Origin of the sequence: Mesorhizobium sp. B2-6-2 (assembly GCF_006440615.1) — a bacterium.
Taxonomy (GTDB): domain Bacteria; phylum Pseudomonadota; class Alphaproteobacteria; order Rhizobiales; family Rhizobiaceae; genus Mesorhizobium.
The window spans coordinates 313,638-329,476 of sequence record NZ_VFUG01000005.1 but is presented as its reverse complement, the minus strand read 5'-3'; the positions used below and the strand labels follow the sequence as shown (position 1 = coordinate 329,476).

Sequence of the window (15,839 nt, the reverse complement as noted above, 5' to 3'; positions counted from 1 at the left end):
GCGGCTCGCGCTTTGGCGCCTCCAAGACCACAAATTGCACTTAGTAGCAAGGGAGGCAGGCAACGGCCGCGCCCGGCGAGCCAGTATCAACCAGTGACCGCGATCGCCTCGCCGACGGCCTGGGCGATGGCGTCCGCTACCTTTCCCAGGCGGTTGAGATGTGGGGAGCGGAGCGCCACGACCCGCATCGAAAGGTCGAGATCGCCGGCGTCGACAAGGGCAAGGCCGTCGGGAATTCCGCGCGCCGCCAACCGCGACGGCATCAGGCCGAGGCCGTGTCCGCGACGAACCCATTCCATCTGCATCGCGGGATCCTGAATTTCCGCCGAGACGACCAGCCGGCGCCGTTCGTCGCTCCCCATCACCGACAGCAGCCTTTGACGGGCGTCGCAAGGTTCGGGGCTGAGCACCCAGGGCATCGGCGACCCGGCTTCGAGATGGCGCTGCGTGCCGCCGGCCCGGGCGATGACGCTGAGACGCTCGATGCCAAGCTTGCCCGGACCCTCATAGCCGGGGGCTCTCAGAACGATCGCCATGTCGAATTGGCCGCGCTCGAATTGATCGCTGAGTTCCCCGCTCCAGGCGGTCCGCAGACGCAGCGAGACTTTTGGAAACGCCGCAGCGACGCCGGCGATGACGTTGGCCACGCTGGCGTCGGACAATCCATGCGCCAGGCCAAGTCGCAGCACGCCTCGCGGTTCGGCCTCGGCTGCAAAAGACTTCAGAGCCTCCACCGAGGCAAGGATGTTCCTGGCGCGCAAGAGCACTTCGGATCCGGCCGACGTCAGTCGCGGTGGTTTTTGCCGGCGGTCGAGCAGCGTCGTGCCGAGCAAGTCCTCCAGCCGCTGCAGCTGCCTGGTCACCGCAGGCTGCGTCAGCGGCAGGCGCTGCGCGACTTTCTGGATGGAACCTTCCTCGGCGAAGAGGACGAGGGTGCGCAGTTCCTCAATCATCGTTCATGTCCAAGATGCATAATCATTCTGATTATTATGAATTTGAATTCCGCTGCCGCGCAAGCGATTTTCCTGCCGACACTCCAGTCGAAGGAAAACAAATGCGCACGATCGAACTGCAGGCCCCGGGCGGCATCGAAAACCTCAAGCTCGTTGAACGGCCGACGCCGGCGCCGGGGCGCCAGGAAATCCTAGTCAAGGTCAAGGCGAGCGCGCTCAATTACCGCGATGTCGAAATTGCCCGCGGCAGCTATCATTCGAAGTTCACCCTGCCCTTGGTGCTGCTTTCCGACGGCGTCGGCGAGGTGGCGGCTGTCGGCGCTGAGGTCAGCCGATTCAAGATCGGCGACCGTGTCTGCGGCACGTTCTGGCAACGCTGGGTAGCCGGCAGCTTCGCCATGGCCGAGGCGTCTTACCAGCGTGGCGGGCCGATCGACGGCATGCTCAGCGAATATGCGCTGCTCGATGAGCAGGCAGCGGTGCTCGCGCCCGCCCATCTGAGCGACGTCGAAGCGGCAACGCTGGCCTGCGCTGGCGTGACCGCCTGGCATGCGCTGTTCACCGAAGGCAAGTTGAGGCCGGGCGAGACGGTGCTCACTCTCGGCACCGGCGGCGTCTCGCTGTTCGCCGTGCAGTTTGCGAAGAGCGCCGGGGCCCACGTTATCGTCACGTCGAGCAGCGATGAAAAGCTTGCTCGGGCAAAAGAGCTCGGCGCGCATGACGGCGTGAATTATCGCGACAATCCGGAATGGGCGGAAGCCGTGCTGCGGCTGACGGACGGACGCGGCGCGGACCACATCATCGAGGTCGGCGGTCCACGCAGTTTCGTGCAGTCGCTCAATGCGGCGGCCCGCTGCGGCCAGATAAACGTCATCGGCTATCTCGGCGGCAACGACGGATCGATCAATCCGCTCGACATCTTCCGCCGTCAGGTCACGGCGCGCGGCATTCCGGTCGGGTCACGCCAGTCCTTCGAGGCAATGAACCGGGCGATTGCCGTCAATGGCCTGCGTCCGGTGATCGACAGGGTGTTTCCCTGGGATGAGGCCGCATCGGCGCTTCGCTACCTCGAGCATGGCTCGCCCTTCGGCAAGGTCGTGCTCGACCACATGCAGTGACGAAGTCTTCTCCTTTGGAGCAATTGCGGACCGAAGGCCACGGCGAAGTCGCCGAACCTGACCGCCTGACACTTTTCCTGCATTTGCTCCTACGGCAGGCGATTTGCCTTCTGCAGCGCCTGCTTGGTCTGCTCGTCGTCGAGGCCCTGCAGGAAATCGTCCATCTGCGGGTCGATCAGCCCGGCGCGGCGGGCGACGATGTACCAGGCGCCGGCAAGGATCAGGTCCGGATCGGTGCCGATGCCGCCCATATAGAGCTTGGCGAGACGGTTCTGGGCGGCGACATTGCCGCCTTCCGCCGCCCGTCTCATCCAGGCAAAGCCCGATTTCAGGTCGCGCCCGCCGCCGCGCCCCTCGATCATCCAGGCGGCGAGGTCGATCTGCGCGGTGTCGTAGTTCTGTCTTGCGGCCTGCGCCAGGAGAAGACGCGCCTGGGCGTCGTCATGCGGCTTGCCGCCGACGCCATTGGCGTAGAGCTGCGCCAGCGCATATTGCGCATCGGCAAGTCCGGTGGCGGCGGCGCGCTCGTAATAGGCGGCGGCCTTCACAAGGCCGTCATCGCCGGGATCCTGCTGGACGAGCAACTGGGCGAAGTTGAACTGGGCAAGCCGGTTGCCGGCCTCGGCCGCGGCCTGCATCAGCGCGAAAGCGGCCTTTTCGTCCTTCTTCACATAGCGGCCGTCCAGCAGCGCCAGCGCATATTGGAACTGAGCCTCCGGCACGCCCTGTTCGGCGGCCAGCGCATACCATTTCGCGGCCTCGGCCGGATTGAGCGGCACACCCAGCCCGCGCGACAGGATTTCGGCCACGAGCGTCTCAGCCGCCGGATCGCCGTTCTTGGCGCGCTCCATGGCGAGATTGTAGGCGGTCTTGTAAAGCCCGCGCTGGAAGGCGCCGTAGGCGGCGTCCGGCTGCTTGGCGCCGAAGCGGTCGGGATTGACGGCGTCGGCCGATGGCGGCGTCATAGTCGCCGGTTGCGGCAAGGTGTTTTGGATCGGCTTGTCGATATGCGCGCCCGTGCCGAACCTGCTCGGATCCGGCGCGCCGGCGTCCGGCGCGGTTGTGTCCAGTTTGCCCTCATCCGGCGTGCCAGTCTCCGGCATGCCACTATCCGGCGTGCTTGCATCCGGCTTGGTTGCGTCGGGTGCGCTCTTGTCCGATGCGCTCGTCTGCGGCCGCGGCTGCGGCAGCGGGACGGTCTCGGCCGCCATCGCGGCCTGCGCAAACAAGCCGGCCAGAACCGTCAGGCAAAGGCCACGCAGGCGCATGTCAGTCCTCGAAACGCGGCGCGGTTTCATCGAGCAACGCGTTGGCGGCGGCGATCGCGGCGCGCGGGTCACGTCCGTCGGCAAAGACGGCGCTGGACAGCGCCACGAACTCGGCGCCGGTCGCGGCCACCGCCTCGACGGAGGCAAGCTCGGAGCCGGCCATGACGATGCAGGGGATCGAAATCATCTCCGCCCACCATTCGCCCAGCGCGAGGTTGCGGTGGTGCGGCTCCGGCTTGTTGTCATAGCCGAAACGGCCGAAGAACATATAGTCGGGCCGCGCCTCGCCGAGCCCCAGCGCCTCGTCGCGCGTCTTGGCGCCGCCGGCGCCGACCATCATCTTGCCGGCCACGCGCTCGATCGTCTCGGCGAGTTCCGCGGGCTTCACTTCGACATGGATGCCGTCGGCCTGGACGCGGCCGGCGATGCGGCTGTCGCCGGCAATAATGACGGCGACACCGGCGCCTTGAGCGATCGGCACTATCCTTTCGGCGAAGGCCTGGAAGGAGGCATCGTCCATGCCGTTGTCGGGCAGGATCAACGAGGCGACGTCGCCACCGTCGAACGCCGCGCAGATTTGCTCCGCCGGCACGAGCGGCGGCGCGATCAGCACGATGCGGCAGCGGTTGGGAGGAGTTGCTTCGTTCATTGGCCTTCGATCCCGGTTTCGCCTATGCGGGGCGAAGATGGTTGCATTGCGGCATAGAGCAAAGGGAGCGGCTTGAACAGTCGGCTATGCGGCGGACGGGGACCGGACGAGCATCGCCACGCACGTCGATATCGGGCCCGCAATAGCGGATGCTGGCATTAATGACTATCCCGGCGGCGCCGTTCTGCGCTATGGCTGAATTCCCGCCTTGTCCAACCTTCCCTTTGCCGATGTCAGGCCTGCTCAGCGACCCGTGGTTCTATGCTGCCGCCATTCCGGCGGTGATCCTTGTCGGCCTGTCGAAAGGCGGTTTCGGCGGCGCCGTCGGTTTCATCGGCGTGCCGTTGATGGCTCTGACCATCCCGCCGGTTCAAGCGGCCGCCATCCTGCTGCCGATTCTGTGCCTGATGGACGTGGTTTCAGTGTGGACCTGGTGGGGCGTCTACGACCGCAGGATGCTTGTCGACATGATGCCCGGCGCCATCATCGGGATCGGGCTCGGCTGGCTGACCGCGGCGTTGGTCACCGAGGAGATGGTGCGGCTGATCGTCGGTGCCGTCGCGTTGGTGTTCGTGCTGCGCTGGATCTACCTGCAGTTCCGTCACGGCGCCGATCATGTGGCGGAACCGAACCGCATTGCCGCCGCCTTCTGGGGCACTGTCGCCGGCTTCACCAGCTTCGTCGCCCATGTCGGCGGCCCGCCCTTCCAGGTCTATGCGCTGCCTATCCGGCTCGATCCGAAAGTGCTGTCGGGCACGGCGGCAATCTTCTTTGCCGCCACCAATGCGCTGAAGCTCATCCCCTATTTCGCGCTCGGCCAGTTCGACACCACCAATCTCACCGCTTCGGCGGTGCTGATGCCGCTGGCGCCGCTGTCGACCATCGCCGGCGCGTGGCTGGTGCGGCGCATGCGGCCGGAGATCTTCTATCCGTTCACCTACGCCACCGTCGCGGTGGTCGCCGTCAAGCTGCTGTGGGACGGCATTGCCGGTTTGATGTAAAAGCGATGCGGCCACCCGGCCGCATCGCTCAAACAATCGCGACGCTCAGTGCGTTTCACCGTTTCACGGAAACGGCGAAACGCCCTATCTATTTGTTTTTACGCAATTCCGGACGGAAAACCGCCCACACTTTTCCTGGAATTGCTCTAGGCGGCGCTCGGCACCATCTGGCGGCTGCCGCCGAAGGCGAGCGCGGCGCCCAGCGCGACCACCATCGCCATGCCGGCAAGAATGCCGACGTCGTGCAGAGTGGGCTTCAGCACCATGTCGGCGATGATCACCAGCATCACCGCATAGTCGAGGCGCGCCCAGTTCATCATGCGCTGGCCGATGGAGAGGGCGGCCGGCGTCACGCCCTGCTCGGCGATCATGGCGCCCATGCGCTCGCCGGTCGGCTTGAAGATCAGCATGCCGATCGAGAAGGTCGTGGCATAGCCGACGAGGCCGATGACGATCCACAGGTCGGCAAAGCCGACCCAGAAGCCGCACATGATGAGGCCAAAGACCAGCGTCAGCATCGACATCGGCGCGAAGAACCGGCCGCCGAGCTGTCCGCTGGCGCGTATAGCCAGCAGCTTGTCCTCGATGTTGCCGGCTCGCTCGGCCAGAACGCCGAGCAGGAATAGCACGAAGCCGCCGCCGACCCACAAAACGGCCGAGACGACGTGAAGGAATTTGACGATCGAATACCAATCCATGGTTTGCTCCGGATGTCCTGCCTGATTTCAAGCGGCGCGGATTTGCGCGCCGCCTTTGTGGAGCGGCCTTTTGCGTGGCGCGTGTTTCGGAACGATGCCGCGGCAGCAGCAAACATGTTACGCCGTCACGATCGGCGCCCGAAATCCGGTGCTCGGACGATCCGGGCGGCGAATCCGCTGTCCTGTTCCGGCACAGGAAAGCGCGTTCGCTTAAAAAATCGCCGCCGCGTTAAGGGTTCATTAAGCTTTACGGGCGTTTACTAAGCGCATCCAGTTTTGCTGGATTCTTACCGAGTGGTTGGAGCCACTTTGTTTGACGCCTCCCTGTTAAACTCCTGAGAGCCGCCTTATCCGCGGCTCTTTTTTTATCCGCTGCCGGCTGGCTGATGCCATCCGCTTGCGGATGGCCGGAACCGGCCGGGCGTTAACCGTTTGTTAAACATGCGCTTGCCTTCATTGGCATCGAAGCGCATTTTCAAGCCTCAGTCATTTAGGGTGCGGGCCGCGTCGGCAAGGATGCCGAATCGGCTTGCGGCAGTGCAGGGGCGTATCGATGAACGAGCCTTCGAAGGGCAGCGCGAAAACCATCAAATTGGCGGAGCGCCGGGTTTTCTCCCAATCCTTCAAGCCGCTTTACCAGGAAGGCATGGGGCTAGTCGAACAGGCCGCCGAATATCTGGATGGCAAGGGCAGGCTCGAAGCCAAGAAATTGTCGCGCACGGCGGCGACGCTCTATGCGGCCGAATCGATGCGGCTGACCACAAGGCTTATGCAGGTCGCCTCCTGGCTGCTTTTGCAGCGGGCGGCGAATTCCGGCGAGATGACGCGCGACCAAGTGGCTTCGGAGAAATCCAAGGTGCGTCTCGACACCGCGTCCGCGCATGACGAGGCGCTTGGCTGGAACGAGCTGCCCAAGGATTTTCTCGACCTCGTGACGCGCTCGCTGCGCCTGCAGTCGCTGGTGCGGCGCATGGACGAGGAAATCTATGGCGGCGTCATCAGCGAGACGCATGCGCCCAGCCGGCGCGCCAATCCGGTTTCCGACCAGATCAGCCTTTTGAACACGGCGTTCGCGCGCGGCTGAAACCGCGTTTGCAACAACGCCGCGGCAGAGTCGCGCGGGAGCCGGAACCGGCATCCGTTGTTCGAGCCGTGTTTTTGGCGAGCCGCGATTTGGCGAGCCGCGACCTGACCGCAGGTCGAACGCCTGCGACCACGACCGCTCTTCGATATTGCGCTAGCCGTCTCGCATTAAAGGCAGTGCCGGCCTTCGAGAAAAATCACCCCTTGCCTTGAAGCGATAGGCCCCTAGTTGGAGCCGTTCGCCGCAGCCGGGTCGACCCGAGCCGGTTCTGCAACAAATCACCGTCACTGTGACCAAAGCAGATTGCGAGGCTTGATCCCGTGCATTCGCCATTGGACCGCATCCCGGTATCGATCATCATCCCCAACTACAACTACGATCAGTTCCTAGGACGCGCCATCGACAGCGCGTTGGAGCAGGACCACCGAAATGTCGAGGTCGTCGTCGTCGACGACGCATCGACGGATGCGTCGGTGGCCGTCATCGAGTCCTATGGCGACAAAATCCGCCCGTGCCTGAGGCGTAGGAATGGCGGGCATGCGGCTGCGTTCAATACCGGGTTCGAGGCGAGCACCGGAGAGATCGTCCTTTTCCTCGACGCCGACGACTATCTCTATCCGAACGCCGTCTCAGAGGTGTTGGACGAGTGGGACGCGGATGTCGCCCAAGCGCAATTCAGATTGCATCTCGTTGATGAGGACCAGCATATCAAGGATGTCTTTCCACCGCCGGAACAGCCGTTCGATTCAGGCGACGTCGTGCCGGAATTGCTGCGCAAAGGGCGGTACCGTACGACGGTGACAAGCGGGCTGGCGTTCGACCGCGAGGCGCTGGAAACGATAATGCCGATGCCGGAAGGCGATTTCAGGCAAGGCGCCGACGGCTATCTCGCAACGCTCGCGCCGCTGCACGGAGAGGTGAAATCCATCGACACCTGCCTTGGCGCCTACCGCATCCACGGCTCCAATCATTCGATCTTTGCCGAAAAGCTTGCCGAGCGGGCACGTTGGCGCGTGCAGCATGACTTCCGGCGTCTGGAAGCCTTGTCCGGCCGGGCGGCCGAGATCGGCTTGACCGTGCCGCCGGATGCCGGCCTTCGCGACCCGGTGCATCTGGAAGAGCGGCTGGCCTCGCTCTGCGTCGACGAGCCCCAGCATCCGGTCGCAACCGACTCCCGGCTGGGACTGGCAAGAGCGGGCGCCGCCGCCAGTCTGGAAATGAACGCATCGTGGCGACGGCGGGCCGCGCTGGCGGCCTGGTTCCTTTGCATCGGCATCCTGCCGCGGCGCATGGGCAATGCAGTCCTGGCGTGGAAGCTGGTCGCATCGTCCAGGCCGGCATTTCTCACGCGGCTGTCGAAAATCATCCGCCGCGTGACGAATTAGAGCGTCTCACCGTTTCGGCGAATCGCTGAGATCGCAATTGTTTCCGGTTTGTTCACATTTTGCTGGCATCGCTTGCCGCCACGGCTAGACTTGGCGCATGGGGGAAGCGATTCGCATCATCGGCATCGATCCGGGCCTGAGGCGCACCGGCTGGGGTATTATCGACAGCGTGGGCAATTCGCTGCGCTTCATCGCATCCGGCACGGTGCGGTCCGACGAGAAGGAGTCGCTGGCGACAAGACTCTGCCAGCTGCATGACGGCTTGGCCGAGGTGCTGCACCAGACCATGCCGCATGAGGCTGCGGTCGAGCAGACGTTCGTCAACAAGGATGCGACGGCGACGTTGAAGCTCGGCCAGGCGCGCGGCATCGCCATGCTGGTGCCGGCGCGCGCCGGGCTGGTGGTGGCCGAGTATGCTCCCAATGCCGTCAAGAAGGCGGTTATCGGCGTCGGCCACGGCGAGAAGAAGCAGATCCACATGATGGTGAAGGTGCTGATGCCGAGGGCTGTCTTCGACACCGACGATGCCGCCGACGCTTTGGCCATCGCCATCTGCCATGCGCATCACCGCCCGAGCACGGCCTATCGCATGGCCGCGCTGGCCGGGTAGTGTTGTTCTTGACTTGTTCCGTCTGTTGGAATATTCCTTACTTGTAAGAAAGGATATTTCAATGCGAGTGACCAGCAAGGGCCAAGTGACCATTCCTCGCGATCTGCGCGAGACATTCGGCATTGTCGCCAACAGCGAAGTCATTTTCGGCATTGAGGGCGGAAAGATCACGATCACGCCCCGGCACGACAAGGGACGGCTGGCAGATCGTGAACGGCTTGCCAGTTTTCTCGCAGCGCTTGATCGGCTGGAGGGGAGCGGCGATCAGACGATGAATGCCGATGACGTCATGGCGCTGACGAGGGATCGCTGATCTTGGCGACGCTCGTCGATACCAATGTGCTTATCGATGTCGCGGTCCGCGATCCTGTCTGGCTGAAATGGTCGCGGCCGAAAATAGAGGCTGCCCGCAAGCGCGGCAGCCTCGTCATCAATCAGATCATCTATGCAGAGTTCTCGATACGCTACGAGACGATCGAAGAAGTCGACGATGTGTTGTCCGAAGATGAATACCGACGTGAGGGGTTGCCATTCGAAGCTGCCTTCGCGGCGTCGCGGGCCTTTTTGCTCTATCGTCGGCAAGGAGGGCCGCGCGAGAGGGTCATGCCCGATTTTTTGATCGGTGCTCATGCCGTCATCAGAGGCTATCCCATCCTTACGCGCGATCCGACAGGTTTCAGAAAATACTTTCCCGATGTCACGCTTATCGCGCCCGACACCCACCCGTAAGAGAGCTTATCCATGATCGGCAAGCTGAAAGGCACGCTGGACGAGATCGATGATGATAGCTGCGTCGTCGACGTGCACGGCGTCGGCTACGTCGTCCATTGCTCGGTGCGCACGCTGGCCGCGCTGCCCTCGCCTGGCGAGGCGGTGGTGCTGTTCATCGAGACCTATGTGCGCGAGGACATGATCCGGCTCTATGGCTTTCAGACCGGGCTGGAGCGCGAGTGGTTTCGCCTCTTGATGAACAATGTGCAGGGCGTCGGCGCCAAGGTGGCGCTGGCCATCCTGTCGACGCTGGCGCCGGCCGATCTCGCCAACGCGATCGCGTTGCGCGACATCGCCATGGTTTCCCGCGCGCCCGGCGTCGGCAAGAAGGTGGCGGAACGGATCGTCACCGAACTGCGCACCAAGGCGCCGGCTTACGCGGGCGCGGCCAGCGGTACGATCGGGCTCAAGCAGGAGCTTGGCGAAGGCGTCGCCGCAGCGCCGATCACGGATGCGGTCTCGGCACTTGTCAATCTCGGCTATTCGCGCGACATCGCCGCGAACGCGGTTGCCGCGGCGCTGAAATCGGCCGGCGAGGGCGCGGATGCGTCCAAGCTGATCCGCTTCGGCCTGAAGGAACTTGCGCGGTGAAATAGTTGCTGGAAAAGAAAATTCCGACTATCATCCGGGCAGTAAGAAATTTCTCCGAAAGTAAGCGAATGGGCGCAATTGCCAGTCTCACGTCGAAGGGCCAGCTTACAATTCCAAAAGATGTTCGGGACGCATTGTCACTCAAGGCCGGCGACATGATCGCCTGGACGGTCGTGGACGGTTATCTGGTCGGGACACCGCGCAATCTCGATTTTGCCGATCTTGCTGGATTTCTGGGCGATCCGCCTGGTGGCCCAGCCTCGCTGGAAGAGATCGACGCCGCAGTGCGAGATGCCGTCGGCCGACATGTAGTTGGGGACAAGCCTAAGAGCGGGCAAGAGGGCGGCGCGTGACATCCGTCGGCATCGATACAAATGTTTTGCTTCGAATGGTGTTGAACGATGACGCAGAGCAACGGGCAAGAGCGCTGGCGTTCGGCCTGGGTCTTAACGAAGAAAAACCCGGCTTTGTGAGTTTGATCGTCCTGGTCGAGTTCAGTTGGTCATTGCTCTCGCGCTACAGGATGCCCAAGGAGCAGGTGCAGACTGCAATCCAGCGGCTGTTGAAGGTCAAAACATTGGCTTTTGAGGATTTCGATGCCATCGTGGTTGCGCTCGAACGATCGAGTTCACCGCAGGTGGACTTTGCCGATGCGCTGATCGCGGAGCACAATCGAAATTTGGGTTGCTCGCACACGGTTACGTTCGATCAGCGTGCCGCCAGGACAATTCTGGGGATGGAACTGCTGGCATGACCCTTTCGCCCCGCCTCATTGCCCCCGACAAGCGCGGTGAGGATGCCGACCAGACCTTGCGGCCGCAGTCGCTCGACGAATTCGTCGGCCAGGCGGCGGTGCGCGCCAATCTCAAGGTCTTCGTCGACGCCGCCAAGAGCCGTGGCGAGGCGCTCGACCATGTGCTGTTCGTCGGGCCGCCGGGACTCGGCAAGACGACGCTGGCTCAGATCATGGCGCGCGAGCTCGGCGTCAATTTCCGTTCGACCTCGGGTCCGGTCATCGCCAAGGCCGGCGATTTGGCGGCGCTGCTCACCAATCTCGAGGAGCGCGACGTCCTCTTCATCGACGAGATCCATCGCCTCAACCCGGCGGTCGAGGAAATCCTCTATCCGGCAATGGAGGATTTCCAGCTCGATCTGATCATCGGCGAGGGGCCGGCGGCGCGCTCGGTCAAGATCGACCTTGCCCGTTTCACGCTGGTCGCGGCAACGACGAGGCTCGGCCTGCTGACCAATCCGTTGCGCGACCGTTTCGGCATCCCGGTCCGGCTCAATTTCTACACGGTCGAGGAGCTGGAGCAGATCGTGCGGCGCGGCGCCCGCATCCTGTCGATGCCGCTCGGCGACGATGGGGCGGTGGAGATTGCGCGCCGCGCGCGCGGCACGCCGCGCATCGCCGGCAGGCTGCTGCGCCGGGTGCGCGATTTTGCTTCGGTCGCCGGGGACGGTCATGTCGACAGGAGGATCGCCGACGAGGCGCTGACCAGGCTGGAGGTCGATGCGCTCGGCCTCGACGCGCTCGATCGCCGCTACCTATCGATGATCGCGCGCAATTTCGGCGGCGGTCCGGTGGGCATCGAGACGATCGCGGCCGGGCTCTCCGAGCCGCGCGACGCGATCGAGGACATCATCGAGCCTTACCTGATCCAGCAGGGCTTCATCCAGCGCACGCCGCGCGGCCGCGTGCTGACCGCCAACGCCTGGCGCCATCTCGGCCTCGACCCGCCGAGGGACATCGCCCAGCAGCAGATCAGCCTGTTCCAGGAGGAGTAACGCAGATTTGTTCGCCGTTTCGGTGGCGCAATGGCCGATCTGCGCAGAATCTGTGCGGCTCGGCCCGACTGAGGGCGCAATTGCATCCTTTAAGATAGGCTATCTGACGCAATCCTAGGGCTTGGGGCGACCTTTGATCACCAGACGCGCTTTCCTGCGCCTTGTCAGCGGCTCGGCCTTCGCCATGGTGTCGCTCAGCGCCTATGCGGTCGGCATCGAACCGATGCTGCTCACCCATGTGAAGCGCTACGCATTGACGCCGCCGCACTGGCCGGCCGGGCTCAAGCTGCGCGTCGTGGCGCTTGCCGATATCCACTCCTGCCGGCCCTGGATGACGCCGGAACGGATCACAGCGCTTGCCGAGCAGGCCAACGCGCTGCAGCCCGATCTGATTGTGCTGCTCGGTGACTATACCGCCGGGACAAAGCTGGTGACGGGCCGGGTGCGGGTGGAGGAGTGGGCCGAGGCTTTGTCGGGGCTGAAGGCGCCGCTCGGCGTGCTGTCGATCCTCGGCAATCACGATTGGTGGACGGATTTCTTCGCCCAGCGAGCGGAAGCCGGCCCGACCCAGGCGCGCAAGGCGCTCGAGCATGTCGGCATCCCGGTGCTGGAAAACGACGTCGTGCGGCTGGAAAAGGACGGGCATGGTTTCTGGATCGCCGGGCTAGCCGATCAACTCGCGCTGCTGCCGAACAAGGCCAAGGGACGCGACAGTTTCCAGGGTTTCGACGATCTCCCGGGCACCTTGGCCAAGATCCAGGGGAGCGAGCCGATCATCCTGCTTGCACATGAACCGGACATCTTTCCGAAGGTGCCCTTGCAGGTATCGCTCACCTTGTCCGGCCACACACATGGCGGACAAGTGCGGCTGTTCGGCTATTCGCCGGTCGTGCCTTCGGACTATGGCAATCGCTTCGCCTACGGCCATGTCGTGGAGAATGACCGCAATCTGATCGTGTCGGGCGGGCTGGGCTTCAGCATTCTGCCGGTGCGTCTCGGCGTGCGGCCGGAGATCCTGCAGATCGATCTGGGTTGAGGCGTGTCGATATTCAGGTCAGCGCAGAGACCTGATCATATTCATCACGTCCGGCTCGGCCTTCTCGCCATCGAAGGCGTCGACCACGCCGAAGGCGCCGCCATAGCTCCACACCGACCAGGAAAAGCCATGCGCCTCGGCGCGGGCGATCATGTCGCGCACATAGGCTGCGCGATATGCGGCCGGCATGACGAAGCCGTTGCCGTATTCCTTGCGGATCATGCCGAATTCACCGAGCGTGATGTCCTGCGGCTTGACGCCGTTGGCCTTCGCCCAGGCGTCCACCGTCGCGAACGGCGCATCCATCACGCCAAGCAGCTTTTCAGGACTGTCCATCGTCGCCACCTGCTCGTCGAGATAGGCGAGCAGGCCGCTCCGCCGCGCCCAAGGCGCCTCGGCCTTGATCCGGTCGCGGATCGTGTCGAGCGTCATGTCCAGTTGCGCCTTCGGCACAGCCGTCAACGGGTAGGACAGGCCGGTGACATAGGGAATGAAGTCGCCGGCCCAGCTTGCGCCCTGATGCGTCAGAAGAAACGGATCGTAGGCGTGGAAAGCCCAGATGATGTTGTCATCGGCGATCGCCTTGGGATCGATCCTGGCCAGCGACTCCGCGTTCGAATAGCAGCCGCCGCTCAGCACCAGCGTCAGCCTGGTGGCGGAGGCGCGCGCGACGGCGAACAATTGCTTCTGGCGGTCGGGCCAAAGGTTGGTGCCGTTCTCGTCGCAATCGACCAGCGGCTCGTTCATCAGTTCCAGCGCGACAAGCTTCGGGTCCTCCTTTGCCAGCGTCCGCGCCATCTTGCGCACCAGCTCGGCATAGGCATCGAAGACAGCCGGGTCATGCACCACCTCGCTCATGCCGATCTTGCGGTTGCGGCCGGCGGGGATCAGATGCAGGTCGACGATCACCTTCAGGCCGGCACGGTTGATCATGCGCGCGGAGTCCAGCACGCTGGCATAGAGGTCGTCGCGAAGGGCCGTGGTGCGGTCCGAAAGAAATGGCGAAGGATCGACCGGCATGCGCAGGAAGTCGAGGCCGGCGCCCTTGAGCGCCTTAAGGTCGTCCTCCTTGAGGAATTTGCGCCATTCCGGGTAAGGCAGGATCGCCTGGCGCTCGCCCCATCTGTCCTCGACCGGCCAGGTGACCCACTGGTCGAGATTGAGGCCGCGCTTCATCGAGAAGGTCGCCGCTGCGGCGGGCAACGCCAACGGGCCAAGCGCAAGCAGCGCCGCCATCAAGGTCTTGATCATCGTGCCCAACAATGCCATCCCGTTCCCGCGCGAAAACAGTGCGTGTCGCCCAAAGGTGTGCAGCGGTTTTTGGGACAATGACACGCACAGAAAAATGCCTGAAGCCCGAGGGCTTTAGGTGCCTGTTCGGGCCTGAAAAGGAAAGCGCGATGGACGATCATGGTGAATCGGCGGCGCTCGGCGCCGGGCTTTCCGGCGCGCTGACGGATTTCGGCCATCGGTTGATGGCCAGGGTCTACTATGCCGACACCGATTTCTCCGGCGTCGTCTATCATGCGCGCTATCTGGAATTCCTCGAACGCGGCCGTTCCGACTATCTGAGGCTGACCGGCGTCCACCACACCGAACTCCTGGACGGCAAGCATGGCGAGCGCATCGTCTGGGTGGTGCGGCGCATGGAGATCGACTTCCGCTCGCCGGCGCGCATGGACGATATCCTCACCATCGACACGCGCACCGACGATATTTCCGGCGCCCGCATCTTCATGGGCCAGCAATTGAAGCGCGGCGGCGATGTGCTGGTCGAGGCCAAGGTCGAAGCGGCGATCGTCGGCGAAAGCGGCCGGCCAAAGCGTTTCCCGAAGGAATGGATCGCGGCTTTCATGCCTCGGCCAAGCTGATATTCAGCCTGACCTGAATCTCGCCTTGCCCTGCGTCGCGTCTAGCCGGCTGGCCGCGATCATGCGCGGCAATGCGCCGCGCCTGACGCCCTAACCCATCCTTAACCATAACGGTTCATGAAGGAATTGGCGAAGATTGGCGCAATCCGTGCGCCTTCCTTTCACCAATATTTGCCTCGAAAAGGCCGCGAAACGGTGCATTCGGGGCTATCCCGCAAGCTTCGCGCTTCGCGCGATCGGACCAAAGGAATGCCCATGGGCCAGCCGCCAGCGATGCCCGGAAAATCTTAAGGACGTAAGTCATGGAAAATATCGCACTCGCCGAACCGGGCGCGCATCTGTCGCTCTGGGCCCTGTTCATGCAGGCCGGCTGGGTGGTCAAGCTGGTCATGATCGGCCTGCTCTGCGCCTCGATCTGGACCTGGGCGATCATCATCGACAAGCTCGTCGCCTATAGCCGCATGCGGCTGGCGCTCAACCGCTTCGAGCAGGTGTTCTGGTCGGGCCAGTCGCTGGAGGATCTCTACCGCACGTTGGCCGATCGCAAGACCACCGGCATGGGCGCGATCTTTGTCGCCGCCATGCGCGAATGGAAGAAGAGTTTCGAAAAGGGCGCGAAATCGGCGCTGGCGCTGCAGACCCGCATCGACAAGGCGATGGACCTGGCGCTGACGCGCGAGATGGAGAAGCTGGAGGGTCGGCTCGGCTTCCTCGCCACCACCGGCTCGGCCGCACCCTTCATCGGGTTGTTCGGCACCGTCATCGGCATCATGACGTCGTTCCAGGCGATCGCCGCCTCGAAGAACACCAGCCTTTCGGTGGTGGCACCCGGTATCGCCGAGGCGCTGCTCGCCACCGCGATCGGCCTGCTTGCGGCCATTCCCGCGGTCATCGCCTACAACAAGCTGTCATCGGACGCGAACAAGATCGGCATGCGCATGGAAGGCTTCGCGGACGAGTTCTCCGCCATACTCTCGCGCCAAATCGATGAAAAAGTAGCGCAGAAGGGCTGAGGA

Annotated in this window: 19 protein-coding genes; 14 read left to right on the top strand and 5 right to left on the bottom strand. The window is 63.5% G+C overall.

Going from position 1 to position 15,839, the window contains the following annotated elements:
- Positions 1 to 86: 86 nt before the first annotated feature.
- Positions 87 to 953 carry a LysR family transcriptional regulator gene (locus FJ419_RS14110; RefSeq protein WP_140693456.1) on the bottom strand — a complete coding sequence of 289 codons (867 nt, stop codon included), beginning with the start codon at positions 951 to 953 and terminating at the stop codon, positions 87 to 89.
- A 101-nt stretch (positions 954 to 1,054) separates the two neighbouring features.
- On the opposite strand from FJ419_RS14110, the gene FJ419_RS14105 reads away from it, so the two are divergent.
- Positions 1,055 to 2,071 (top strand): NAD(P)-dependent alcohol dehydrogenase, encoded by a 1,017-nt coding sequence (locus FJ419_RS14105; protein WP_140693453.1) that lies wholly within the window; start codon positions 1,055 to 1,057, stop codon positions 2,069 to 2,071.
- 89 nt (positions 2,072 to 2,160) lie between these two features.
- On the opposite strand, the gene FJ419_RS14100 is transcribed toward FJ419_RS14105, so the two are convergent.
- Together FJ419_RS14100 and FJ419_RS14095 are read right to left on the bottom strand one after the other, a co-directional pair.
- The gene (locus FJ419_RS14100; protein ID WP_246679206.1) at positions 2,161 to 3,339 is read right to left on the bottom strand and encodes a tetratricopeptide repeat protein; all 1,179 of its coding nucleotides are present in this window, start codon (positions 3,337 to 3,339) and stop codon (positions 2,161 to 2,163) included.
- Position 3,340: 1 nt separating this feature from the next.
- A complete protein-coding gene (locus FJ419_RS14095) occupies positions 3,341 to 3,988 on the bottom strand; it encodes a thiamine phosphate synthase (RefSeq protein ID WP_140693450.1) in 648 nt (215 codons plus the stop codon).
- A 230-nt stretch (positions 3,989 to 4,218) separates the two neighbouring features.
- Here FJ419_RS14095 and FJ419_RS14090 point away from each other — a divergent pair, with 230 nt between their 5' ends.
- Entirely contained in the window at positions 4,219 to 4,989 is a 771-nt protein-coding gene (locus FJ419_RS14090) for a sulfite exporter TauE/SafE family protein (protein ID WP_140693680.1), read from the top strand.
- 146 nt (positions 4,990 to 5,135) lie between these two features.
- On the opposite strand, the gene FJ419_RS14085 is transcribed toward FJ419_RS14090, so the two are convergent.
- Positions 5,136 to 5,687, bottom strand: coding sequence for a DUF2269 family protein (locus tag FJ419_RS14085; protein WP_140693447.1), 552 nt, complete (start codon positions 5,685 to 5,687; stop codon positions 5,136 to 5,138).
- A gap of 553 nt (positions 5,688 to 6,240) precedes the next feature.
- Here FJ419_RS14085 and FJ419_RS14080 point away from each other — a divergent pair.
- The 10 genes from FJ419_RS14080 to FJ419_RS14035 all read left to right on the top strand — a co-directional run bounded on the left by FJ419_RS14080 (position 6,241) and on the right by FJ419_RS14035 (position 12,952).
- Positions 6,241 to 6,771, top strand: coding sequence for a DUF1465 family protein (locus tag FJ419_RS14080; RefSeq protein ID WP_095767267.1), 531 nt, complete (start codon positions 6,241 to 6,243; stop codon positions 6,769 to 6,771).
- Between the two features lie 320 nt (positions 6,772 to 7,091).
- Complete coding sequence (locus FJ419_RS14075) at positions 7,092 to 8,156, top strand: glycosyltransferase family 2 protein (RefSeq protein WP_140693444.1); 1,065 nt, start codon at positions 7,092 to 7,094, stop codon at positions 8,154 to 8,156.
- Between the two features lie 97 nt (positions 8,157 to 8,253).
- Positions 8,254 to 8,766 (top strand): crossover junction endodeoxyribonuclease RuvC, encoded by a 513-nt coding sequence (gene ruvC, locus FJ419_RS14070; RefSeq protein WP_140693441.1) that lies wholly within the window; start codon positions 8,254 to 8,256, stop codon positions 8,764 to 8,766.
- A 61-nt stretch (positions 8,767 to 8,827) separates the two neighbouring features.
- A complete protein-coding gene (locus FJ419_RS14065; RefSeq protein ID WP_140545982.1) occupies positions 8,828 to 9,079 on the top strand; it encodes an AbrB/MazE/SpoVT family DNA-binding domain-containing protein in 252 nt (83 codons plus the stop codon).
- A 2-nt stretch (positions 9,080 to 9,081) separates the two neighbouring features.
- Positions 9,082 to 9,495 carry a type II toxin-antitoxin system VapC family toxin gene (locus tag FJ419_RS14060; protein WP_140634401.1) on the top strand — a complete coding sequence of 138 codons (414 nt, stop codon included), beginning with the start codon at positions 9,082 to 9,084 and terminating at the stop codon, positions 9,493 to 9,495.
- 12 nt (positions 9,496 to 9,507) lie between these two features.
- Positions 9,508 to 10,128 carry a Holliday junction branch migration protein RuvA gene (gene ruvA, locus FJ419_RS14055; RefSeq protein WP_140693438.1) on the top strand — a complete coding sequence of 207 codons (621 nt, stop codon included), beginning with the start codon at positions 9,508 to 9,510 and terminating at the stop codon, positions 10,126 to 10,128.
- A gap of 5 nt (positions 10,129 to 10,133) precedes the next feature.
- Positions 10,134 to 10,481 carry an AbrB/MazE/SpoVT family DNA-binding domain-containing protein gene (locus FJ419_RS14050; protein ID WP_246679205.1) on the top strand — a complete coding sequence of 116 codons (348 nt, stop codon included), beginning with the start codon at positions 10,134 to 10,136 and terminating at the stop codon, positions 10,479 to 10,481.
- Entirely contained in the window at positions 10,478 to 10,882 is a 405-nt protein-coding gene (locus tag FJ419_RS14045) for a type II toxin-antitoxin system VapC family toxin (RefSeq protein WP_140693435.1), read from the top strand. The genes FJ419_RS14050 and FJ419_RS14045 overlap by 4 nt, the downstream gene beginning before the upstream one ends.
- Positions 10,879 to 11,916 (top strand): Holliday junction branch migration DNA helicase RuvB, encoded by a 1,038-nt coding sequence (ruvB, locus tag FJ419_RS14040; RefSeq protein WP_140545985.1) that lies wholly within the window; start codon positions 10,879 to 10,881, stop codon positions 11,914 to 11,916. The genes FJ419_RS14045 and ruvB overlap by 4 nt, the downstream gene beginning before the upstream one ends.
- 133 nt (positions 11,917 to 12,049) lie before the next feature.
- Positions 12,050 to 12,952, top strand: coding sequence for a metallophosphoesterase (locus FJ419_RS14035; protein WP_140693432.1), 903 nt, complete (start codon positions 12,050 to 12,052; stop codon positions 12,950 to 12,952).
- Positions 12,953 to 12,970: 18 nt separating this feature from the next.
- Here the strand turns inward: FJ419_RS14035 and FJ419_RS14030 are convergent, their stop codons facing one another.
- On the bottom strand, positions 12,971 to 14,221 hold the full coding sequence (locus FJ419_RS14030) for a cellulase family glycosylhydrolase (protein WP_140693429.1): 1,251 nt from the start codon (positions 14,219 to 14,221) through the stop codon (positions 12,971 to 12,973).
- Between the two features lie 131 nt (positions 14,222 to 14,352).
- Here FJ419_RS14030 and ybgC point away from each other — a divergent pair, with 131 nt between their 5' ends.
- Entirely contained in the window at positions 14,353 to 14,823 is a 471-nt protein-coding gene (ybgC, locus tag FJ419_RS14025) for a tol-pal system-associated acyl-CoA thioesterase (protein ID WP_140634409.1), read from the top strand.
- A 302-nt stretch (positions 14,824 to 15,125) separates the two neighbouring features.
- Positions 15,126 to 15,836 (top strand): protein TolQ, encoded by a 711-nt coding sequence (tolQ, locus tag FJ419_RS14020; RefSeq protein WP_095767277.1) that lies wholly within the window; start codon positions 15,126 to 15,128, stop codon positions 15,834 to 15,836.
- Positions 15,837 to 15,839: the final 3 nt, after the last annotated feature.